Genomic DNA, 22307 nt, shown 5'->3' on the forward strand with positions numbered 1-22307 from the left:
AGCAATGGTTCTTATCTGCTAACAATATGATTTATATGAAAATTTACCTGTCTTCCGTAGGCTGATTACATCAACCCTTTTTCGGAGGATGTAAATGGAACCATCTGAAACGGAACTGATGCTCAAAGGTTACGGCCTGACCACGGCTGAATTCACCTATCACATGCCTGACTATACACATGTCCTCAACACGTTCGTCTGGCAGGATTATGATCTGGCACCGGATCATCCGCGACTGTTTTCCTTCATAGATTTCTGGAAACAGGAAATCGAAGGTCCGCTGCATCATGTCCGCTTTTCGCATCGTAAAATGATGTCGAGCGGGGAATGGCGTAACGTGGTGGGAGAATTCTATATCAACTGAGCCGGCCTGGCGGCACTTGGCCTTCGGGTTGAGCTATGACACTGTTTTGTTCAGAATGTCACATCAGCAATGATGTCACCTCAGAATTCAGGAGCAGTGTCATGAATTTCAACGAATATCCGGATAGAGAGATGCTCTCGATCTCGGTGGCCAATCGTATTGCCGGGGATCTGAAAAATCATCTGCTGCGCAATGGGCGCGCGGCAATCGCGGTTGCGGGTGGTACCACGCCGGGTCCGATTTTTGATGATCTTTGCGCGGCTGAACTGGATTGGGGAAATGTCTGCGTCATGGCCTCGGACGAGCGCTGGGTGCCCGAAGACAGCGATCGCTCCAACGCCAAGCTGATCCGCAGCCGATTGTTGACCAATCGCGCAGCTGACGCGCAATTCCTGCCGTTTTATACAGACGGGCTGGAGCCGGATGACGCAATCGAGAGCCTGTCGGAAAAAGTGCGCGGGCAGGGTGGCCTTGCGGTTGCGCTCCTGGGCATGGGGACGGATATGCACACCGCCTCGCTGTTTCCCGGCGTCGCCGGGCTGGAGCACGCCCTGGCTGCTGATGCGCCCGAAGTCGCTGTGATGCGCCCAGATAGCCAACCCGAGGCGCGTATCACGCTCTCGGCGCATGTTCTGGATGCGGCAATGGCGAAACATCTGGTGATCTTTGGGACAGAGAAACGCGAGGCACTCGAGCGCGCACAGAGCCTGCCGCCGGAAGAGGCACCTATTCAGGCTGTTTTGTCAGAATGTCAGGTCCACTGGGCGGAATAAGTCACGCCGCACCAACGCGCGCGGAGGCGATCAGCTTGCCTCCGTTGCCCCATCCAATGTGACAAACTGCTGTCGCAGGCTGTCCGGGATTGGGTAGCCTGCGCTACCGTCTGCAGATCTGAACACCATTACACCGACCATGCTAGCACGCAAATCTCCAGACCAGATTTGCTGCTCCAGAATATACGAGGTCCGTCTGAACGACAGCACCCGTGCGGTGGTCACGTAAGTTTCCCCCAGAACCATCTCACGCACATAATGGATATCGGCATTGCGGACCACGTGACGCGGTTCATCACCGTTGAAATGATGGCGGAAATGGCTGTTGTAGTAGTTCACCCGCAACGCCTCGAACCAATCGAGGTAAGCCTTGTTGTTCACATGCTGCAGAATGTCGATTTCAGAGAAACGGACACGATCCGCCATGGCCATGGGCACGGCTGCGGGCAACCCTTGGGCAAGTTGTTCATCGGCGGTGAGCGGTGTGAGAAAGCGTGGTTCCATACGATAGGGGACTACGGAGAACCATACAAAGGCGCAACCAATTTCAGCACCAATGCGACGCAGCGATCATGTGAAATTTAGCGGAGTGGAGCGGGTGAAGGGAATCGAACCCTCGTCGTCAGCTTGGGAAGCTGCTGCTCTACCATTGAGCTACACCCGCGACATGCGCTCAGTATCACTGTCTGCAGAACAACGGCAAGCGTTTTGAGCAGAGCCCGAGCAATTTTCTGCCTTTATTCAGAGGAATACAAAGATCACTGAGGGGTGATGCGTCTACATGCCCGATGAGTGGCGTGATCCACGCAAAAGCACTTTACATTCTCGGGCGAGGCTGACAAATACGCTCTCACTGCGGGTGTGGCGGAATTGGTAGACGCACCAGATTTAGGTTCTGGCGCCGCAAGGCGTGGGGGTTCAAGTCCCTTCACCCGCACCATATTATTTTCAAACCAAAAATTGAGACCACCAGATAGGCCGCATCGTGCGGCGAATGTCGGGTTTCTCGTTTTCTCGTTCCGCTCATGTTCTGGTCCGACGCGCTTGCGCGGATTGTGGTAGGTGCTTTTGCGCTGCGGTCCATACATGTCTGACATTGAAGGTCATGTTTGGTGCTGCTTCGGTAGACGACAGGGTTCGCTGCGAGCCTCTTGCGGCTGGCCGGGTTGACCGAGCTGTGCCGAGTTTCAGCCCCCTGAGCCGCCGCCAACAAACGTTGAGCGTGAGCCTGCCGTATCGTGGCAGCAACGGCATCAAAGACGAAAAAAGCCAGAGGATTTGTAAGACCTGACATTTTGCTGCGCACGACGGCGTCTCTCGGCCTTCACGGCATTGCGTCCGACTGACGCAGGCCCGGATCTGCGGCTATTTTTCGACATAGGTTCAAAAAAACCTCGCGCTCTGAGGTGTCTAAACTGCCAAGCATTTCGGCCTGACGCGCGAGCGCCTTAGCTTTGATTTCGTTAAGCAATTCAGTACCCTTATCTGTAGCATAAAGAAGCTTTGCACGTGCATCGGTGCTCGACACTTCCTCCTCAACCAGATTGCGATCTATCAGCAGACGTACCACACGGCTGATCGAGTTTTGAGGCCGCGGAAACAGGTGCTGGATATCCTTGCTGCGCAATCCGGGAAACTCTGTAATCGCATAAAGCGCTGACCATGCATGTACCGGCATTTGATACTCGCGCTCGATATGCCGGCTGGTAACCTGATTGTTGCTCAGCACGATATAGCTCACGGCCATAAGGTATCGCAAATCAGAGCTGAAAGTCTGATCAAGCATTGCTGCGGCGGTTTCACTGCTGTCGTTATTCATTAATACCCCACGATACGCTCAAACGAAATTTTACCTTGCAAGATACATCCATATGGAACAATTGTGCCGCGCAAGTGGCCAACCACATGGCAAGTGGTCGTCCGAATAGCACCATCGACACCAAAGGAATTTCGTTATGCCACAATTAGTTGCCTTTTCTCTACTGGTTTCCATCCTATACACAGGCGATGTATTGTCGACACGGACGAAGTCTTGGTTGCCTTCGGTTTTTGTCTGCGCCGTCTTGTTTCTGTTGGGCTATTGGACGTTCTTTCCCGCAGATATCGTTGCGATTGCAGGGTTCCAGACACCGATCGTATATTTGGCGATCTTCCTGCTTATCACCAATATGGGCACGCTGTTGTCGGTGCGCGAATTGGTGGGCCAATGGAAAACGGTTGTGGTGTCGCTCTCGGGGATTGCGGGCATCGTCGCACTGCTTTTCACCGTGGGTTTGTTGGTGCTGGACTGGGAAACCGTCGTCGTTGGTGCGCCACCGCTGGTGGGCGGGGTGGTATCCTCGTTGATCATGTCACAAGCTGCGGCAGAGGCAGGGCTGACCAGCCTGTCGGTGCTGGCGATCCTGATTTATGTCATGCAGGGGTTCGTCGGCTACCCGCTCACGGCCATCATGCTGAAGCGCGAAGGAAACCATGTGCTGCGTCGCCACCGCGCCGGTGACTGGCAGGGGCAGGCGGATCAATCGACGGTCCCGACATCAGGTGAACCTGCGCCCGCACGTCTGTTTGCAAAGCTGCCGGAGGCGTATAACACCTTCTATTTCAAGTTTCTGCGTTTGGGGCTGGTTGCTCTTCTTGCGTGGGGGGCATCGCAAGCGGTGGCACCGCTATTCACCATCAGCCCTTTTGTGCTGTGCTTGATCTTTGGCGTCATCGCCACGTCGATCGGGTTTCTGGAACGGGAACCGCTGCGCTCTGCGAATGCGTTTGGTTTTACAATCTTGATCCTGATGGTGTTCATCTTCGACGGGCTTAAACGTGCCACGCCGGATATGCTCACTGAGTTGGCCGTGCCGATGTTTGCTCTGATCGCAATCGGCATTTTCGGGATGTATGTCTTCTCATTCATCGCCGGTAAGCTGGTCGGCGTCAGCCCGGCGATGGCCTTTGCCTGTTCACTGACGGCGCTTTATGGCTTTCCGGCGGATTACGTCATCACCAAAGAGGTCATAAACACGCTGACCGACGATCAGGACGAACGAGAGTTGCTTACCGCCCATATGCTGCCGCCCATGCTGGTTGCAGGATTTGTAACGGTGACCATGGTTTCCGTTGTAATGGCGGGTATTTTTGTGGGGCTTCTGTGATGACTAAATTTGCAAACTCTGACCGCATCCAATCGATGATTGAGGGGCTTGATCAGTTCACGGCGACGCCGGGCGCGGGCACGACACGCTTTACCTTCAGTCCGGAGTTTCGGCAGGCAAGCGATTATCTGCGTGCCAAAATGCAGGAGGCTGGCCTTGTGGTGCGCGAAGATGCGGTTGGCAATCTCTTCGGTCGATTGGAAGGGAGAAACACCCATCTCGAACCTCTCCTTGTCGGCTCTCATTTTGACTCTGTCCCCAATGGCGGCAAGTTCGACGGTCCAGCCGGGGTTATCGCAGGTATTGAAGCGGCTTTCTTATTCCAAGATCACGCCATCACGCCCCATCGCCCGATCGAAGTCATTGCCATGATCGAAGAGGAAGGCAGCCGTTTTGGCAGCGGTTTGATGGCGTCTCGCTTGCTGACGGGGAAGCTTAACACCGAGGAGCTGTCTCAGATCACAGATGGCGACGGCGTAAGTTTCACCCAAGCCATGCAAAACTACGGGCTTGATCCTGCGCGGCTCGACAAGGTGGTGTTGCCGGAGGGGGCAATTCACGCCTTCCTAGAGCTTCATATCGAGCAGGGGCCAGTGTTGGAAACACATGGAGAAGACGTTGCAATCGTCGATCGCATCGTGTGTTTGACCCAGCTCCGGGTTCATATCTATGGCAATGCCGGACACGCAGGTACGACACCCATGGCAGCGCGGTGCGATGCGCTGGTCGGTGCGGTTTCCGCTCTGTCTCAGCTGCCGGATCTTGCACATAAGATCGGTCAGGACGCGGTTCTGACTGTTGGGAAGCTTGAGGTAAAGCCCGGCGGCGCGAATGTCATTCCCGATGAAGTCGCGTTCACAGTCGATATTCGCGCGCCAAGCGAGGATGTCGTGCGGGAGTTGGTGGACCAGACCCGATTGGTGATCGCCGCGGTGGAGGGCAACGGGCTGAGAGCCGAAGTGCAGGAGGATCTTTTTGCGCCGTCAATCATGCTCTCGGCTGAGCTCCACGGGTGCCTCACGAAACATGCGGACCAGCTTGGCCTCAAGTCACGCACGATGGTCAGCGGTGCTGGTCACGATGCGATGATCATGGCGGATTACACGCCGACGGGTCTGATCTTTGTCCCCAGTCGCGCTGGCGTGTCCCATTCTCCCGATGAGTGGACGGATTATGACCAGCTTGCACGCGGTGTAGATGTGTTGTTTTCCACTCTTCGTGAAATGACAGAATAAACTGCCTCTCATTTTGATATTTATTGATCTCATAAGGCTGTTCAAAGCGGGTAGGATAATAAATATTCGCTTTGAACAGCTTCCAAGACACGCATTTCGAAACTGATTTCGGTTGCCGCAGATAAATCCTCAAAATTCACCTGCCTTTGAACAGAGGTTGTCGGGGTCCGAGCTCAGGGCTTCCTACGAAACACGTATGATCCGTAAACTATCCAGAATAGAATAGGCTCTATGATATTTTGATAGCCGGGTTCATGGCTGTTTTCATGGAGCAAAAATTGAGCAAGTTAAACGGCTTATACAAAGTTGACTTTATCACACCTGCTCTAAGAGGATTCGGAGTGGTCATCTTCGAACAGGGTCGTGCCCGTGGTGGTGATAGCATTGTGGCCTATAATGGCACTTATACAGCGACGGGTTCAGATATTGAGATTCAACTTGAGGCGTTTCGTCATTCTCACAAAAATGATCTCGTTCCTATTTTTGGCAAAGAACATGTTACTATAACTGTAAATGCCAAATTACTCACCAAAGAGCGCATAGTCGGGACCGCATCCTGTGTGGATGCGCCGGATATTCCGATGAAGGTTGTTTTCACCAAACTTCGAGATTGATCTCTCACACCATCCTGAACGCAAAACGCCTGCCGACATGCTATCGGCAGGCGTTTTTTGTCGTTTGATCTGTGCCCGGAGCTTTATTTCTCGGGTATCAGACCGCGTGGGCTGAATCTCAGCACCAGCAACAGCACCAGCCCCATGGTAAAGAGACGCATATGTGCAGCGCTCTCCAACAGATGCGCGCGCAGGCCGCTGTCTTCCGACATGCCAGAGGTCACCAATTCGATCAGCATGACGCCCATGGGTTCCACCTTGATCCAAAGGAACCAGACCAAAAGCCCACCAAGGACAGAGCCGAAATTATTGCCGGAACCACCCACAATCACCATCACCCAGATCAGAAAGGTGAACCGGAGCGGGTTATAGGTGCCGGGGGTCAATTGGCTGTCGAGGGTGGTCATCATCGCACCGGCTACGCCACAGATGGCAGATCCGAGGATGAAGATCTGCAGGTGCCGACGGGTGACATGTTTGCCCATGGCATTGGCCGCGACCTCATTGTCGCGGATGGCGCGCATCATCCGGCCCCATGGGCTCTTGAGCGCCATCTGCGCCATCCACAACAGAACCAGCAGGACCGCCGTGAACATGAGGGAGTAGCCAAGCTTGACATAGAGGGTTGAAGCCGTAGTGGCGTCCAGCCCCCAAGAGGCCGCTTTTTCCACAAAGGCGGGATCGCCTTGCAAATCAACCTCATAGGGCAGGGGACGCGGCAGGCCGACCACGTTTTTCACACCGCGCGACAGCCAGTCCTCGTTCTTGAGCACCGCAATGATGATCTCGGCAATCCCGAGCGTCGCAATTGCCAGATAATCCGAACGCAGACCAAGCGCGGTCTTGCCGATCATCCATGCAACACCCGCCGCCAGCAGACCACCCAGCGGCCAGGCCAGCAACACTGGCAGACCGAGACCGCCGATATTGCCTTCGAGCGCTGGGTTGATGCTCTCGACGGCGGCGACACCGGGGTCGAGCACCGCACGATAGATCACAAAGCCGATGATCAGGATCGCAAGCATTGCGACAGTCCGGGTCAGACCAGCGTCCAACTTTCGATAGGTATAGATTGCCGCCGCAATGGTCGCAGCCCCCAGAACCAGCGCCAGCAGAATGCGCTGACCGCCAGCCTCCCACGCTCCCGGTGTGGGCGACATGGATGTCAGAACCACGGCGAGACCACCAAGTGCGGTGAACCCCATAATGCCAACATTAAACAACCCGGCAAAGCCCCACTGCAGGTTCACCCCAAGCGCCATAATGGCGGAGATCAATCCCATGTTGAGGATGGTCAGTGACGAGTTCCAAGATCCGGAAAAGATTCCGAACGCCGTTGTGGTTCCCTCCAGCAGCAGCAATAGGCCGACGAAGGCGAACAGAAGCGTATGTTTCAACGTATCGCTCATACCGCTTTTCCTTTGAAGATGCCGGTGGGTTTGAACAGCAGCACGACAACAAGGATCGCAAAGGAGACCGCGAATTTGTAATCAGTGCTCAGAAGCTGCGCGAGCCCCTCTGGCTCAAGGCTTTCTGGCAGGATGTACCCGCCTACTTTTTTCCACGCATAGGTGATCATGACTTCGCTCATGGCGATCACAAAACCACCGGCAATCGCGCCAAGTGGACTGCCAAGACCACCGACGATGGCGGCAGCAAAGATTGGCAGCAACAACTGGAAGTACGTGAAGGGTTTGAAAGACTTATCAAGCCCATAGAGCGTGCCGGCAATCGTCGCAAGCGCCGCCACGATCAGCCATGTGATCATCACAACGCGCTCAGGGTTGATGCCCGACAACAGCGCCAGATCCTCATTGTCAGAATAGGCACGCATGGATTTTCCGGTGCGGGTTTTATTGAGGAACCAGAACAGCAGCGCCACGACGATGATCGCAGTGACCACCGTGATCCCTTGCGAGGTCTTGATGGCAAGACCCTCGTCCAAACCAGTCATTTTCTTGAACGTGCCTGCCTTGATGATGAACCGCTCGCCATCGCCAAAACGTTGATCACCGGGGCCAATAATGAACCGTACAAGACCGTTCATCATGAACATCACACCAAGTGAAACCATCACGAAGACCACAGGCTTGGCCTTTTGTTCGCGGTAGAATTTGAACACGGCCTTATCGGTGACCAGCACCAGCGCCATGGTTGCCACGATACCGATGGGCAGCGCCAGAAGCGCAGTTGGCAATGGGCCAGCAGAGATGCCCCAGGATTGGAACAACCAAGTAAACAGGATCACAACCATGGTGCCAAAGGCCATGGTGTCGCCATGGGCAAAGTTGGAGAACCGCAAAATCCCGTAGATCAGGGTCACGCCGAGCGCGCCAAGTGCCAACTGACTGCCATAGGCGATGCCGGGAATGAGAACGAAGTTTGAAAGCGCCACGAAGGCGTTGAGGAAATCCATCTCTTAGCCTCCCAAGAAAGATTTGCGCACTTCGGGATCGGCCAAAAGCTCTTGCCCGGTGCCCGTATAGGCGTTTGCGCCCTGCACCAGAACATAGCCTTTGTCCGCGATTTCAAGCGCTTGCTTAGCGTTTTGCTCAACCATCAGGATCGGCAGCCCGGTGCGGGAGACCTCGATGATGCGGTCAAACAGCTCGTCCATCACGATAGGTGACACGCCAGCGGTCGGCTCATCGAGCATCAAAACCTTGGGTTTGGTCATCAGCGCGCGGCCCACGGCCACCTGCTGGCGTTGACCGCCCGACAGCTCTCCGGCCGCCTGATGGCGCTTGTCCTTCAGGATCGGAAACAGGTGATAGACCTGCTCCATCGTGTCGGAAAAATCATCAGTGCGGATGAAGGCGCCCATCTCAAGGTTTTCTTCGACCGTCATCGAGGTGAAGATATTGCTCGTTTGCGGAACAAACCCCATACCCTTGATCACGCGTTCTTGCGGGCTGAGGGTGGTGATATCCTCACCGCCCAGACGCACCGCGCCAGATCGCACGTTCAGCATGCCAAATACGGCTTTCATCGCGGTGGATTTACCAGCGCCATTGGGACCGACGATGACGGCGATCTCGCCGGGGTTCACGGCGATGGTGCAGTCATGCAGGATGTCCGGCCCTTTGCCGTATCCACCCGTCATGCTGTCACCAATCAAAAAGGGTTCGCTCATGCGTCAGCCCCTTGCAATTTATCTTTGTTTTTCAGACCCGTGCCGAGATAAGCTTCGATCACCTGATCGTTTGCCTTGATCTCGTCCAGCGTGCCTTCGGCCAGTTTCTTGCCCTCGGCCATGACGATCACCGGGTCACACAGACGGCCGATGAATTCCATGTCATGCTCGATCACCACGAAGGTGTAGCCGCGCTCCTCATTTAGACGCTTGATGGCATCGGCAATTGTATAAAGCAGCGTCCGGTTTACGCCTGCGCCCACCTCGTCAAGGAAAACGATCTTGGCGTCGACCATCATGGTGCGGCCCAGTTCCAGAAGTTTCTTCTGACCGCCAGAGATTTCACCCGCCTTGAGGTCCGCAATATGGCTGATGGTAAGAAACTCCAGCACCTCATCCGCCTTGGCGCGCAGGGCGCGTTCCTCGTCAGCGATGCGTTTACGCCCGAACCATGTGTTCCACAGTGTCTCACCCGATTGATTGCCCGGAACCATCATCAGGTTCTCACGGCAAGTCATCGAGGAGAACTCATGCGCGATCTGGAAGGTGCGCAGTAGTCCTTTGTGGAACAACTCATGTGGTGGCAGGCCGGTGATGTCCTCACCATCCATCAGGACGCGGCCTGACGTGGGAGGAAGAACCCCTGCCACAACGTTGAAAAGAGTGGTTTTTCCCGCACCGTTTGGTCCGATCAAACCAGTAATGGAGCCCTTGGCGATTTCCAGCGAAGCGCCGTCTACCGCGTGGAACCCGCCGAAGTGCTTATGCAAATCCTCGACGACGATCATGTCATGTAATCCCCTGCCGTCATATTTCGCGGCCCTTTTATTTGGAACAGCCCGAGGCACTTGCGGCTCCCGGGCTGATCAGATCTCTAATGTGCGACGATGGTCCGCCTTAGCGGAACTTCACCGTCACGTTCTTGCCGTCCTGAACTTCGATCTCACGGAAGGAGCCTGCGCTCTCGCCGGGACCGATGAGGTTCACGCCGGTCGCGCCCTCATAGTCGATTTCACCGCCGTTGGCGAGAATTTCGAGCGCTTTGCCCAGCTCACCGGGGTTGATTTTCTCACCCGGGGCGTTGGCGACTTCGGTGATCTTGGAGACGTAATCTTTGGGATCAACCGAGCCGGATGCCTGCATCGCGAGCAAGAAAAGTGCTGCCGCATCATAGGATTCCGGGGAATAAGCGGAGGTGCCGTCAAAGCCCAACTCAGAAGCCTTTCCCGCAAAGATCTCGGCACCTTCGCTGTCGGAGCCTGCGATCTGACCAAAGGAGCCGTTGAGGTCCGAACCGACGTTTGTCGGCAGCGAATCACCGATCATACCGTCGGGCAGGCCGAAGGTGTCGAACGCACCGGTATCGAGCGCACCCTGAATGATGCCCAAACCACCCTGATCAAGGTAGCCCGCAACCACGAGGATGTCGCCACCAGCAGATGCCAGCGCCGCGACCTCGGCAGAATAGTCACCTTTGCCATCTTCATGTGCGGTTACGATGGTCACTTCACCGCCAGCGGCTTCGAAGGACGACTGGATCGAATCCGCCAGACCCTTACCGTAGTCATTGTTGGTGTAGGTGATGGCGATGCTATCGACGCCGCGATCCGCAAGAATCGACGCCATGATCTCACCCTGACGGGCATCCGACGGGGTGGTGCGGAAGAACAGACCGTTGTCTTCCATCGAGGTCAGACCCGGCGAGCTTGCGGAGGGAGAAATCATCACCATACCGTTCGGGATCGCGACGTTTTGCAGGATCGCACCGGTCACACCGGAGCAGTCGCCACCCACGATACCGCTTGCACCCTCAGCGATCAGCTTTTCGGCGTTTGCAGTAGCGAGACCGTTATCAATACAGCCGGTATCTGCGCGCAGCGGCGTTACCTTTGCGCCATCGAAAAGTTTGCCGGACTCAGAGACCTCGGACATGGCGAGTTCTGCGCCAGACGCCATGGTCGGTGCCAGAGATTCGATCGGGCCGGTGAAGCCAAACAGGATGCCGAGTTTGACTTCCTTGGGTTGGCCCTCTGCAAACGCGGTGCCAGCGCTCAATGCGATGGCTGCAGTCGCGGTCAGCAGTTTTTTCATTTGAAAACTCCCTTGTTGGAACAATGTTGTTCGAGAGGAACCCTATGCAAGCCCCGCAGGAAAGGGAAGAGCGATCAGACAGGCTTTTTGTTACGTTACATTGTCTGCGCTAACACCTCTGCATCAAAGGAGAAAGCCAATGCTACGACCCTTAGCCGTGATCGCGGTACTCACGTTTGGAGCCACCATCCTGCAGCCCATTTCCACAATCGCAATGGAAAGCTCGCAAGGTGAACTGCGGGTTGAAAAAATGGCGGATGGCTTTGATGTTCCTTGGGCTTTTACCTTCCTGCCCGACGGAGCGATGCTGGTGACAGAACGAGCCGGGCAACTTTGGTACCTGAAAGGTGATAGGCGTCATCAGATCAAAGGCGTGCCAGATGTTGCGGCTGACGGGCAGGGTGGTTTGCTCGACGTTGTGGCCGCGCGGGACTTTCCACAAAGCCGGACTATTTACCTGACTTTCTCACGCCCACAGGAGCGCGGTGCCGGAACCGCTGTGGCGCGTGGGCGGCTTAGTTCCGATGCCACACGATTCGAGGATATCAAGGTGATATTTGAGGCCACACCCGGTGCGCGCGGGGGGCGGCATTTTGGCTCTCGGGTGATTGAAGCGCAGGATGGCAGCCTGTTTGTAAGCCTCGGAGAGCGTGGCGACCGTCCCAGCGCGCAGGATCTGGCGCGCGAGCAAGGATCAATCATCCGCATTCTGCCGGATGGACGTATTCCAGGTGATAACCCCTTTGTCGATGTTGCGGGTGCACGTCCTGCAATCTGGTCGTATGGCCATCGAAACCCGCAGGGCATGGCGATGGACGCGAAGGGCAATATCTGGGCGGTCGAACACGGTGCGAGAGGTGGCGACGAGGTAAACCGGATTGAGCGCGGTGCAAATTACGGCTGGCCGATCATATCCTATGGCAGGCATTATTCGGGCCTCAAGATTGGCGAAGGCAGAGCCAAACCTGGCCTGCAGCAGCCTGAATGGTATTGGGACCCTTCGATCGCGCCGTCTGGTATGTTGATCTATTCTGGCGCGCTGTGGCCAGAATGGCGTGGCGACATCTTTGTCGGATCGCTGAAGTTAGATTATATATCAAGGCTGTTCGGAACACAGCTGCAGGAAGTAGAAAAGCTGCAATCCCCCGAGACAGGCCGGGTACGTGACATCCGCGAAGCCCCGGATGGCGCAATCTGGTTCGCATCTGAGTATGAGGGGGCCCTTTACCGGATCACCCCAGAGTAGACGTCAGGTGATCTGACGCACACCTTTGCTGCCACGCTCGCGATAGGGCGTGGTGTCATAATGTGCCCGGTAACATTTGGAAAAATGCGACGGAGAGGCAAACCCACAGGCCAGCGCTACGTTGATCACGCTCATATCCGTCTGCATCAACAGGTTACGGGCCTTTTGCAGGCGCAGTTCCATGTAGTAGCGCTTGGGGCTGCGGTTCAGATAGCGGCGAAACAGCCGTTCCAGCTGCCGGGTGGACATGCCGACATCCTCAGCAAGAACCGACGGGCTGATGGGCTCTTCGATGTTTTTTTCCATCATCTGGATCACCATCGAGAGTTTGGGGTGGCGTACACCGATACGCGTAGGAATCGACAGTCGTTGGGTGTCCTGATCGGTCCGGATCGATGAATAGATCAACTGATCCGCGACCAGATTTGCCAGTTCTTCGCCATGGTCGTCAGCGATGATCTTCAGCATCAGGTCGATCGAGGAGGTCCCACCTGCAGTCGACAGGCGGTTGCCATCAATCACAAAGACCGATTTGGTCAGATCCACGTCCTCGAATTCTTCGGCAAAACTGTCAGAGTTCTCCCAATGGATTGTCGCGCGTTTCCCATCCAGCAAGCCCGCTTTGGCCAGCGTGTAGGACGCAGTACAAAGCCCGGCGATCGTCAGCCCCTTGCGCGCCTCGCGCCGAAGCCATGACAAAACCCGTTTCGAGGTGGCTTTCTGAACTTCGATCCCGCCACACACCATGATGGTGTCATCGCGCTGAAGATCGGAAAAATCAGAATCCACCTGAAACACCGTCCCGGCAGAACAGGTGACGGTTTCGCCACCTTCACCCACGAGCTTCCACGAATAGAGCTCCCGCCCAGCCATCCGGTTGGCAATGCGCAGCGATTCCATCGCAGCGGAGAAGCACAACAATGTGAACTGATCCAAAAGGACAAACGTAAACCGGCGATGTTTACCGCCCGAAGTCAGTTCAGGAAGCGTCTCTGGCTTGGTTTGCATGGCTCGGGTCCTTACAAATCGGGTCTTTTCAGACGGAGCTGGGAAAGCCACGCGACACGGAGGCCGCGAATTCGGGAAACCTGCTCACAGGATAGCGTCCGGGTCAAGATGTGGAAATTCTAAACTGGCCACTGTTAGCGCTCTTATGTATACGCTTCTTTCGTAAATCACGGTTCCAAAGTCATTTTCGGAGTGAAAACCATGAGCAACTGGCAAAAATCGAACTGGCGCAGCAAGCCGCGGGTCCAGATGCCGGACTATACCGACCAGGACGCACTGCACTCTGTCGAAGCGCAGCTGGCCAAGTATCCGCCACTGGTTTTTGCAGGCGAAGCGCGCCGCCTGAAGGCGCAGCTCGGCGCAGCCGGCCGAGGCGAGGCATTCTTGCTTCAGGGCGGCGATTGCGCGGAAAGCTTTGAACAATTCAGCGCCGATGGCATTCGCGATACCTTTAAGGTGATGCTGCAGATGGCGATGGTTCTGACCTATGGCGCAAAGGTGCCGGTGGTCAAAGTTGGCCGTATGGCTGGTCAATTTGCCAAGCCACGCTCCGCCCCGACCGAAACCATCAATGGGGTCGAACTGCCGAGCTATCGTGGGGACATCATCAATGAGCTGGCTTTCACCCCCGAAGCGCGCATTCCCGACCCGAAGAAAATGCTGCAGGCCTACACACAGGCTGCGGCGACGCTGAACCTGATCCGCGCCTTCTCTACCGGTGGGTATGCGGATGTGCATCAGGTCCACGCGTGGACGCTGGGCTTTACCGAAGGCGATAAAGCCGAAGCCTATCGTGACATGGCGAACCGGATCACCGATACGCTTGATTTCATGAAAGCGGCAGGGGTGACCAAAGACAACGCGCACACGCTGCAGACGGTGGAATATTACACCAGCCACGAGGGCTTGTTGCTCGAATATGAAGAAGCGCTGACCCGTCTTGATTCCACCTCTGGAAAATGGCTGGCAGGATCTGGACACATGATCTGGATCGGTGACCGTACGCGCCAACCCGATGGCGCGCATGTCGAATTCTGCAGTGGGGTGCTGAACCCGATTGGTTTGAAATGCGGTCCAACCACCACAGCCGACGACCTCAAGGTATTGATGCAAAAGCTCAATCCTGAGAACGAAGAAGGCAAGCTGACCCTGATCGCACGTTTTGGCGCAGGCAAAGTTGCAGATCATCTGCCCCGGCTTGTGCAAGCGGTGAAGGACGAGGGTGCCAATGTCACTTGGGTCTGTGATCCGATGCACGGCAATACGATCAAATCTGCAAGCGGCTACAAAACGCGCCCGTTTGAATCGGTGCTGCGTGAGGTGCGCGACTTCTTTGGCGTGCATCAGGCCGAGTGCACAATTCCCGGTGGTGTTCATTTTGAAATGACCGGTCAGGACGTAACCGAATGCACAGGTGGCGTACGTGAGGTGACCGACGAAGATCTCAGCGATCGGTATCATACAGCCTGTGATCCGCGTCTGAATGCCGATCAATCGCTGGAACTGGCGTTCCTTGTGGCGGAAGAGCTGTCACGTCTTCGGACGCCTGACGATTCTCGCGCCGCGATCTAACGCGCGCAGGCTTTCCTTCAAACTCAACGGCTCGCATTTTTGCGGGCCGTTTTTTGTGATCGTTCGCGCTTTGCGTCATACTCAAAAAAGAACGCCCGGAACGCGTTCTGCGTCCGGGCGTCAATGCTTCAACGTCTATGTCCAGTAGGTTGAAACTTAAGCTAATTCTCGGTGCTTTCGATTCGAATTTTAGTAATCAGTCCCGCGAAACCACAAGGCGCAGGTGTGGTGCGCCATTCTTGAGCTTGCCACCGCGAGGCGGGCGTGACACCAGTTTTTCGGCTTCTGTCGTCGAGACGGTTTCCAGTGCGACCGGCGCGGGCTTTGCATCCGAGCGAGACGGCGAGCGCGCGGACTTCAACGCATCCTTGTTTTCGCGGCGGGCGCGATCCAACAAAGAACGGGCCTCATCCATCAAGCTGGTGGATTTACGGTCAAACGTTGAACGCGGTTCACCAAAGCCGTCCGTTTGTGGCGTTTTATTGGTCAAATCACGCTGCGGCATGTCCTGCAGGTGCGGATCGGACACCCGAGGCGTCGCTTTGAACTCCGGAGCAGCCTTTGATTGCTCGGTCTTGGTGATTTTGCGAATCTCACAATTGTCGACGAGGAAGCGCTGCGAGACGCGGCTTGCCCCCCCTTCGGAAACCATAACACCCAGCGCGCGGCTTACATCACCCAGATCACTGCGCAGTGGCAGCAGGATCATCTTGGCTGTGCGGCTACCGCGGAGGCGCGTTGCCTCAGTGTGCAGATCAAACTCCAGAATGGAGGGATCGTCGAACATATGTTCCAGCGCGGCGCTGACGGTTTTGCGTGACTCGGCGGTAAAGAATGCGGTCAGAGGCATGCCGCGAACTTCCATTCCGGCCAGTTCGTTGACCTTCTGACCGGCAAGACGGAAACGTGCGATCCCCGGTGCGACGCGCTCCAGAATGAAAGTCTGGCTGAGGATATTTTCCAGGCCACGCGGATCAACCTGCGAGCGGCTGGGAATATCGTCACCACGACGCAGAGCAGTCCAATAAGCCTCGGCCTGACGCAGAGGCGACACGTTCGAGCGTGTGCGAAAGCGATCCATTGCTACCACTTTATCCAACCCTGTCTTCTTGTCTGCGCCGTCGTGACCGCGAAAAATCATTCTCTTGTCCTCTGCATCCGGTTCCAGCATCGAAACTTGGCAAGAGGCCCATGCCCAAGTGTTAACGCCGAAGTGGTTACCTTGGAGTTAACATGACACAATCTGAATAAAGTTTGGACCAATAGTTTAATCAATGGTTAACACTTTGGTATAGGCGGTCTCTGCCTTTGCAGTGTACGGGCATACGCCCGGCCATTGACCCCGCTCTGTGCCACTGTATTCAGGATGCAGGAGGGTCACAGATGACTTTGCATTCGATGACGGGATTTGCCTCCGGGCAGGGCGCGGAGGGCGCATATACATGGGTCTGGGATATCAGGTCTGTAAACGCCAAGGGGCTGGACGTTCGGATTAAGGTTCCAGACTGGCTGGAAGGTCTTGAAAATGAAATAAAAACTCGCGCGTCAAAAAAACTTGGTCGCGGCAATGTAACTGTTGGTCTGCGCCTCGGTCGCGCGGAGGATTGCAAGGGGCAACTCCAAATCAACGCAGCCGCGATGGAGGCGATGCTGGCCGCCATTGCTGCCACACAAGCACAGGCGGCGCAGGTGGGATTGCAGCTCGCTCCTGTGCGCGCAACCGATATCCTTCAGATGCGCGGGGTTCTGGAACAGGCCACTGCAGAGAATGAATCCGAACATCTGGTTAAGCTGCTCCTATCCGAATTCGACTCACTTTTGGCCGACTTTATTAACATGCGTGCGAGTGAAGGTGCGGCTCTGCACGCGGTGCTGACAGAGCAGCTCTCGCGGATTGAGGCCCTGACTCACACGGCAGCCCAGCGCGCAGCGGATCGAGAGGTCCAGATTAAAGAAACGCTCCAAGCCAATCTCGCGCGCGTGATGAGCAACAGCGAAGGTGCAGATGCGGATCGCGTGGCGCAGGAGCTGGCGCTGATCGCAGTAAAGGCCGACGTCACAGAAGAACTCGACCGGCTGGTGGCCCATGTTGCCGCCGCGCGAAAACTGATCGGGCAGGGCGGTCTGGTGGGACGCAAGCTCGACTTTCTGATGCAAGAATTCAACCGCGAGGCCAACACACTCTGTTCAAAGGCACAGAACGCGGCCTTGACCGAGGTGGGATTGGAACTCAAAACCGTGATCGACCAGATGCGCGAGCAGGTTCAAAACATAGAATAAGGAGAGCACCCTCATTATGGCACACTCAAAAGCACAGCGACGGGGCCTTCTCATTATCCTGTCTTCTCCCTCCGGTGCGGGGAAATCAACATTGGCCAAGCGGTTGCGGGCCTGGGACAGCGACATCAGCTTTTCGGTGTCGGCCACCACACGGCAGCCGCGCCCCGGCGAGGTCGACGGGCAGGACTATCACTTTGTCTCGGTGGATTCGTTCAAACATGACGTGGCAGATGGCGAGATGCTGGAACATGCCCACGTGTTCGGCAATTTCTACGGCTCACCCAAGGGGCCGGTGCAGAAGGCCATCAATGAAGGCCGCGATGTGCTGTTCGATATTGACTGGCAGGGCGCGCAGCAGATCACCAATTCGGATCTCGGCAAACACACGCTGTCGATCTTCTTGTTACCGCCCTCTATCACCGAACTGCGTCGCCGCCTGGAAAGCCGGGGACAGGATGATGCTGAAACCATCCAGCGCCGCATGCAAAAGAGCTGGGACGAGATCTCGCACTGGGGCTCTTACGATCATGTGCTGATCAACGAGGATCTTGATGAGACCGAAGAGGCGCTGAAGACCATCATCACGGCCACCCGCCTGCGCCGCATTCAACAGCCTTCGTTGATCGAACATGCCCGCACCTTGCAACAGGAATTTGAGGATCTGTCATGAGCATCTACGCGCTTGGCGAACACCGCCCGCAAATCCACGCAGACACCTGGGTGGCCCCGGATGCCAATCTGATTGGCAAGGTGGTGCTGGAAGAGGGGGCCTCGGTCTGGTTCGGCGTCACCATCCGCGCCGATCACGAGGAAATCCGCATCGGGCGTGGCTCCAATGTGCAGGAAAACGTGGTTATGCATATCGACGCGGGCTACCCGCTGACGATCGGCGAAAACTGCACCATTGGCCATAAGGTCATGCTGCATGGCTGTACCATTGGCGAGAACTCCCTGATCGGGATGGGGGCGACCATCCTCAACGGCGCCAAGATCGGTAAGAACTGTCTGATCGGAGCGGGCGCGCTGATTACGGAGAACAAGGACATTCCTGATAATTCTCTGGTCATGGGTGCACCGGGTAAGGTGGTGCGCGAGGTGGATGCCGAACTCGCCGCCAAGCTGACCGCCAGCGCCGTGCACTATCAGGAAAACATGCGCCGTTTCAAAGCGGAGCTGAAGGAGATTTGACCGTGAAAAATTCCCGCCCCTCCGTGATGCGCCCGCATGGTCTGCCTGAGAGCGCAAGCCATCCCGTGGTCACACCGCTCAGCCCCTCGGTGGTCTATGCGTCCGAAACCCCGGATGCGCTGGACGATCAATATGAGGGCCGCGTGCATGGCTATACCTATTCCCGTGAGGGGCATCCCAACGCCGATGTGATCGCGCGCCGGCTTGATGACATGGAGGGCGCAACCGGAGGCGTTGTGACTGGCTCTGGCATGGCGGCAGTCTCCGCAGTGCTCATGGGGCTGTTGCAGGCAGGCGATCATGTCATCGGTGGCGATCAGCTTTATGGGCGTTCGCTGCGGCTGATGAAGGAGGATCTGCCGCGTCTGGGGATCAACACGTCTCTGGCCAATCCCGGCGACGTCGATGCAATCCGCACCGCGATCCGCCCAGAGACCAAGCTCATTCTGGTGGAGGCGGTGTCGAACCCAACGCTTGCGGTGGCCGACATCGACGGAATCGCCGCGCTGTGCCGGGAACACGGCATCCTGCTGGCGGTGGATAACACCTTTACCACGCCCCGCGCGTTCAAACCGTTTGAGCATGGCGCAGACATTGTCATCCACTCCGTCACCAAGCTGCTCGCTGGGCACTCCGACGTGATGCTGGGCTATGTGGTGGCCAAGGACCCTGCGCTCAATGACCGGATGCGGGTGTTTTCCGTTACCACCGGCATGACGCCGAGCCCGTTTGATTGCTGGTTGGCAGAGCGGGGGCTGTTGTCCTTCGATCTGCGTTTTGACCGCGCTGAGGCCACGGCAGCGCGTCTGGCCGATCACATCGCAGGGCTGCCGGGGGTGAAGCGCGTCATTTACCCGACGCGCCACGACCACCCGGATCATGCCCGCGCGCAGGCGTTATTGAAGGGCAGGGGCTGCAATATGGTGAGCTTTGAGCTGAATGGTGGACGCGAGGCTGCCAATGCGTTTACCCGTGGCGCCGAAGGGCTGTCCTTTGCGCCAACCCTCGGGGATGTGGGCACCACGCTCTCGCACCCGGCCTCTTCGTCACACCGCGCCCTCACCCCGGAAAATCGCGCAGCACTTGGTCTGCATGAGGGGTTCTTTCGCGTGTCGGTCGGGCTGGAAGACCCAGACACGCTCTGCGCGATCTTTGAGGCGGCAATCAACTCTGCCATGTCATAGTTACATTCAAACCCTAAGAAGGCCGTCACGACACAATGACGAGGCAAAAAATCATGTCGCAAGAGTTGATCGACGGGCTGCTGGCCGCGTTTCCGATGCCCGCTGTTTTGATCGATCAGACCGAGCGTTTGATTGCGGCAAATGTCGAAGGCGCCACCCTGCTTGGCCCTCAGGTGATCGGGCGCCATTTTGCCACCATCCTGCGGCAACCCAATGTGACCACCGCAATCGAGTCCTGTCTGTTGGATCGCAAACCGCGCACAGCGCGGCATCTGTCCAATGACGGCGCGCAAGATACCACCTTTGAGGTCACATTGCGCTATGTGCCCGGCGTCGGAGCGGTCAATGGCGGTGCGGTGCTGATCTGTTTTGACGACATCACAGATCGCGAACACGCCAGCCAGATGCGTCGTGATTTTGTCGCCAACGTCAGCCATGAGCTGCGCACGCCTCTGACAGCATTGATGGGATTCATTGAGACGCTGCGCGGCGCGGCGCGTGACGACGCCAATGCGCGGGATCGTTTCCTTGAAATCATGGAAGGCGAAGCCAGCCGCATGAACCGGCTGGTCGGCGATCTTTTGTCGCTGAACCGGGTTGAGAGCGAAGAGCGTGTGCGCCCCAAAGAGCGTATAGATCTGGTCGCTTATCTTAGCTCCACCATCAAATCACTCGGTCCCATTGCAGAGAGCGGTGGTCGCAACCTCGCTCTGGACGCGCCAGATTTGCCGATTGAAATCCCGGCGGACCCCGACCAGATTCAGCAGGTTTTCACCAATCTCATCGAGAATGCGCTGAAGTACGGCGGTGAGAATGTCACTGTCTCTCTGACGGCGCTGGATCGCGACCCGGCGCTCAGATGTCCTGCAGTGCGGGTACAGGTGATCGATGATGGCCCCGGTATTGATCCAGTGCATCTGCCACGCCTGACGGAGCGGTTCTACCGCGCTGACAACCACCGCTCGCGCGAGTTGGGCGGGACGGGGCTTGGGCTTGCGATTGTGAAACACATTATCAATCGCCACCGCGGACGCTTGCGGGTCGAAAGCGATCTGGGAAAAGGCGCGACATTCACGGTCATTTTGCCGCAATAAACCTGTCGCCGCCTCTATCGCGCCCACTTCGCATGCCCCAAGAAGGCAAATCTGCCATTTTGTGACAATGGGTTAATCAATCAGATCGCGCACACGACGCACGTAATACGTGTTTCATTCAACATTGCCGGGCGACTGGCCAAGTGTTTCGGTTTTTTTTCACTTCAGGGCTGCGGTTGTCATACAGCTGTTACACAGCTGTCACAAAAGCCACATCTGAGCCTTCTAGGACGGGCTCAAGATCATCTTGGGGGTGATCGTAAACTTCTTAAACTCATGGAGACTTCAATGTCCTTTGTGAAACTGACCGCATCCACCCTGGCCATCGCCGCCGTATCGGCCACCGCAGCAGCTGCGCGTGATCAGGTGCAGGTCGCAGGCTCCTCCACTGTTCTGCCTTATGCTTCGATCGTTGCAGAAGCCTTTGGCGAGAACTTTGACTTCCCGACACCGGTTGTCGAATCCGGCGGCTCCTCTGCTGGCCTTAAGCGTTTCTGCGAAGGCGTTGGTGAGAACACCATCGACGTTGCAAACGCTTCCCGCGCGATCAAAGAAAAAGAGATCAAGGCCTGCGCCGAAGCTGGCGTGACCGACATCATCGAAGTCCGCATCGGCTATGATGGCATCGTGTTCGCCTCCGACATCAACGGCAACGGGTTCGAATTCACCCCGACCGATTGGTTCCTGGCACTGTCCGACAAAGTTTCCGTTGACGGCAAGCTGGTCGACAACCCGAACAAAACCTGGGCCGACGTGAACGGCGACTTCCCGGCACAGGCCATTCAGGCGTTCATCCCCGGCACCAAGCACGGCACCCGTGAAGTGTTCGAAGAAAAAGTGATCCTCGCAGGCTGTGAAGAAACCGGCGCGTTTGAGCTGCTCAAAGAAGCCAATGGCGGCGACAAGAAAGCAGCTGAGAAAGCCTGTATCGCTCTGCGCACCGATGGCGTGTCCGTGGATATCGACGGTGACTACACCGAGACCCTCGCACGTATCGAATCCAACAAAGACGGCATCGGCGTCTTTGGTCTGGCCTTCTACGAGAACAACACCGACAAACTGCAAGTCGCAACCATGTCCGGTATCGTTCCCTCCACCGAGTCGATCGCAACTGGCGAATACCCTGTCTCCCGCCCGCTGTTCTTCTACGTGAAGAAAGCCCACATCGGCGTGATCCCCGGCCTGAAAGAATATGCTGAGTTCTTCGTCTCTGATGAAGTTGCAGGCCCCGACGGCCCGCTCTCCGAGTACGGCCTCGTTGCTGACCCGGAACTGGCAAAAACTCAGGAAGCGGTTGCTTCTGAAGCAACCATGGGCGGCAACTCCTAAGAGCCCCGCGCACGGTTAAACCAGGCCGGGGCGGATCATACGTCCCGGCC

22 protein-coding genes, 2 tRNA genes and 1 pseudogene are annotated in these 22307 nt (G+C 56.5%); 15 read left to right on the forward strand and 10 right to left on the reverse strand.

The annotated features are described in order from the left end of the window. The first annotated feature begins 94 nt into the window (after positions 1-94). Positions 95-364, forward strand: a complete 270-nt coding sequence (locus K529_RS06915) for an usg protein (RefSeq protein WP_005615669.1) — start codon at positions 95-97, stop codon at positions 362-364. Between the two features lie 101 nt (positions 365-465). Then, entirely contained in the window at positions 466-1137 is a 672-nt protein-coding gene (pgl, locus tag K529_RS06920; protein WP_005615667.1) for a 6-phosphogluconolactonase, read from the forward strand. 30 nt (positions 1138-1167) lie between these two features. Here pgl and K529_RS06925 read toward each other — a convergent pair whose 3' ends face one another. Together K529_RS06925 and K529_RS06930 are read right to left on the reverse strand one after the other, a co-directional pair. Beyond that, positions 1168-1641: an acyl-CoA thioesterase gene (locus tag K529_RS06925; protein WP_005615663.1), complete on the reverse strand. Its 474-nt coding sequence runs from the start codon at positions 1639-1641 to the stop codon at positions 1168-1170. Between the two features lie 86 nt (positions 1642-1727). Next, a tRNA-Gly gene (locus K529_RS06930) sits at positions 1728-1801 on the reverse strand. Positions 1802-1992: 191 nt separating this feature from the next. Between K529_RS06930 and K529_RS06935 the strand changes: the two genes are divergently transcribed. Both K529_RS06935 and K529_RS23025 read left to right on the forward strand, forming a co-directional pair. Beyond that, positions 1993-2077: transfer RNA gene (locus tag K529_RS06935), tRNA-Leu, on the forward strand. 132 nt (positions 2078-2209) lie between these two features. Beyond that, positions 2210-2389: pseudogene (locus tag K529_RS23025) on the forward strand (transposase); the annotation flags it as partial. A gap of 72 nt (positions 2390-2461) precedes the next feature. Here K529_RS23025 and K529_RS06940 read toward each other — a convergent pair. Further along, positions 2462-2956: a MarR family winged helix-turn-helix transcriptional regulator gene (locus K529_RS06940; RefSeq protein WP_005615660.1), complete on the reverse strand. Its 495-nt coding sequence runs from the start codon at positions 2954-2956 to the stop codon at positions 2462-2464. A 136-nt stretch (positions 2957-3092) separates the two neighbouring features. Here K529_RS06940 and K529_RS06945 point away from each other — a divergent pair, with 136 nt between their 5' ends. The 3 genes from K529_RS06945 to K529_RS06955 all read left to right on the forward strand — a co-directional run bounded on the left by K529_RS06945 (position 3093) and on the right by K529_RS06955 (position 6132). Then, on the forward strand, positions 3093-4283 hold the full coding sequence (locus K529_RS06945) for a hypothetical protein (RefSeq protein WP_005615657.1): 1191 nt from the start codon (positions 3093-3095) through the stop codon (positions 4281-4283). Next, positions 4283-5518: a Zn-dependent hydrolase gene (locus tag K529_RS06950; protein WP_005615654.1), complete on the forward strand. Its 1236-nt coding sequence runs from the start codon at positions 4283-4285 to the stop codon at positions 5516-5518. The genes K529_RS06945 and K529_RS06950 overlap by 1 nt, the downstream gene beginning before the upstream one ends. Before the next feature lie 278 nt (positions 5519-5796). Further along, positions 5797-6132 (forward strand): hypothetical protein, encoded by a 336-nt coding sequence (locus K529_RS06955; protein ID WP_110590707.1) that lies wholly within the window; start codon positions 5797-5799, stop codon positions 6130-6132. An 83-nt stretch (positions 6133-6215) separates the two neighbouring features. On the opposite strand, the gene K529_RS06960 is transcribed toward K529_RS06955, so the two are convergent. The 5 genes from K529_RS06960 to K529_RS06980 all read right to left on the reverse strand — a co-directional run bounded on the left by K529_RS06960 (position 6216) and on the right by K529_RS06980 (position 11356). Further along, the gene (locus K529_RS06960) at positions 6216-7541 is read right to left on the reverse strand and encodes a branched-chain amino acid ABC transporter permease (protein WP_005615649.1); all 1326 of its coding nucleotides are present in this window, start codon (positions 7539-7541) and stop codon (positions 6216-6218) included. Beyond that, the gene (locus tag K529_RS06965) at positions 7538-8548 is read right to left on the reverse strand and encodes a branched-chain amino acid ABC transporter permease (protein ID WP_005615646.1); all 1011 of its coding nucleotides are present in this window, start codon (positions 8546-8548) and stop codon (positions 7538-7540) included. The genes K529_RS06960 and K529_RS06965 overlap by 4 nt, the downstream gene beginning before the upstream one ends. Before the next feature lie 3 nt (positions 8549-8551). After that, positions 8552-9265, reverse strand: a complete 714-nt coding sequence (locus tag K529_RS06970; protein WP_005615643.1) for an ABC transporter ATP-binding protein — start codon at positions 9263-9265, stop codon at positions 8552-8554. Next, positions 9262-10053, reverse strand: coding sequence for an ABC transporter ATP-binding protein (locus tag K529_RS06975; RefSeq protein ID WP_005615641.1), 792 nt, complete (start codon positions 10051-10053; stop codon positions 9262-9264). The genes K529_RS06970 and K529_RS06975 overlap by 4 nt, the downstream gene beginning before the upstream one ends. A gap of 109 nt (positions 10054-10162) precedes the next feature. Next, positions 10163-11356 carry an ABC transporter substrate-binding protein gene (locus K529_RS06980; protein ID WP_005615637.1) on the reverse strand — a complete coding sequence of 398 codons (1194 nt, stop codon included), beginning with the start codon at positions 11354-11356 and terminating at the stop codon, positions 10163-10165. 139 nt (positions 11357-11495) lie between these two features. Here K529_RS06980 and K529_RS06985 point away from each other — a divergent pair, with 139 nt between their 5' ends. Further along, positions 11496-12602 (forward strand): PQQ-dependent sugar dehydrogenase, encoded by a 1107-nt coding sequence (locus K529_RS06985; RefSeq protein WP_005615634.1) that lies wholly within the window; start codon positions 11496-11498, stop codon positions 12600-12602. Positions 12603-12605: 3 nt separating this feature from the next. Here the strand turns inward: K529_RS06985 and K529_RS06990 are convergent, their stop codons facing one another. Further along, positions 12606-13610, reverse strand: a complete 1005-nt coding sequence (locus tag K529_RS06990; protein WP_005615631.1) for a GlxA family transcriptional regulator — start codon at positions 13608-13610, stop codon at positions 12606-12608. A gap of 201 nt (positions 13611-13811) precedes the next feature. Here K529_RS06990 and K529_RS06995 point away from each other — a divergent pair, with 201 nt between their 5' ends. Continuing rightward, on the forward strand, positions 13812-15182 hold the full coding sequence (locus K529_RS06995) for a class II 3-deoxy-7-phosphoheptulonate synthase (protein ID WP_005615628.1): 1371 nt from the start codon (positions 13812-13814) through the stop codon (positions 15180-15182). 196 nt (positions 15183-15378) lie between these two features. Here the strand turns inward: K529_RS06995 and K529_RS07000 are convergent, their stop codons facing one another. Further along, entirely contained in the window at positions 15379-16323 is a 945-nt protein-coding gene (locus K529_RS07000) for a PAS domain-containing protein (RefSeq protein WP_005615626.1), read from the reverse strand. Positions 16324-16565: 242 nt separating this feature from the next. Between K529_RS07000 and K529_RS07005 the strand changes: the two genes are divergently transcribed. The 6 genes from K529_RS07005 (at position 16566) to K529_RS07030 (ending at position 22257) form a co-directional block, all read left to right on the forward strand. Beyond that, positions 16566-17462: a YicC/YloC family endoribonuclease gene (locus tag K529_RS07005; RefSeq protein ID WP_005615623.1), complete on the forward strand. Its 897-nt coding sequence runs from the start codon at positions 16566-16568 to the stop codon at positions 17460-17462. A 16-nt stretch (positions 17463-17478) separates the two neighbouring features. Continuing rightward, entirely contained in the window at positions 17479-18132 is a 654-nt protein-coding gene (gmk, locus tag K529_RS07010) for a guanylate kinase (RefSeq protein ID WP_005615620.1), read from the forward strand. Beyond that, positions 18129-18650, forward strand: coding sequence for a gamma carbonic anhydrase family protein (locus K529_RS07015; RefSeq protein WP_005615617.1), 522 nt, complete (start codon positions 18129-18131; stop codon positions 18648-18650). Before gmk ends, K529_RS07015 begins: the two co-directional genes overlap by 4 nt. 26 nt (positions 18651-18676) lie before the next feature. Beyond that, positions 18677-19834, forward strand: coding sequence for a trans-sulfuration enzyme family protein (locus K529_RS07020; protein ID WP_040641829.1), 1158 nt, complete (start codon positions 18677-18679; stop codon positions 19832-19834). A 53-nt stretch (positions 19835-19887) separates the two neighbouring features. Continuing rightward, complete coding sequence (locus tag K529_RS07025) at positions 19888-20928, forward strand: sensor histidine kinase (RefSeq protein ID WP_005615611.1); 1041 nt, start codon at positions 19888-19890, stop codon at positions 20926-20928. 288 nt (positions 20929-21216) lie between these two features. Next, positions 21217-22257, forward strand: coding sequence for a substrate-binding domain-containing protein (locus K529_RS07030; RefSeq protein ID WP_005615609.1), 1041 nt, complete (start codon positions 21217-21219; stop codon positions 22255-22257). Positions 22258-22307: the final 50 nt, after the last annotated feature.

Source organism: Tritonibacter mobilis F1926 (assembly GCF_000376545.2).
In the GTDB taxonomy this organism is placed as follows: domain Bacteria; phylum Pseudomonadota; class Alphaproteobacteria; order Rhodobacterales; family Rhodobacteraceae; genus Epibacterium; species Epibacterium mobile.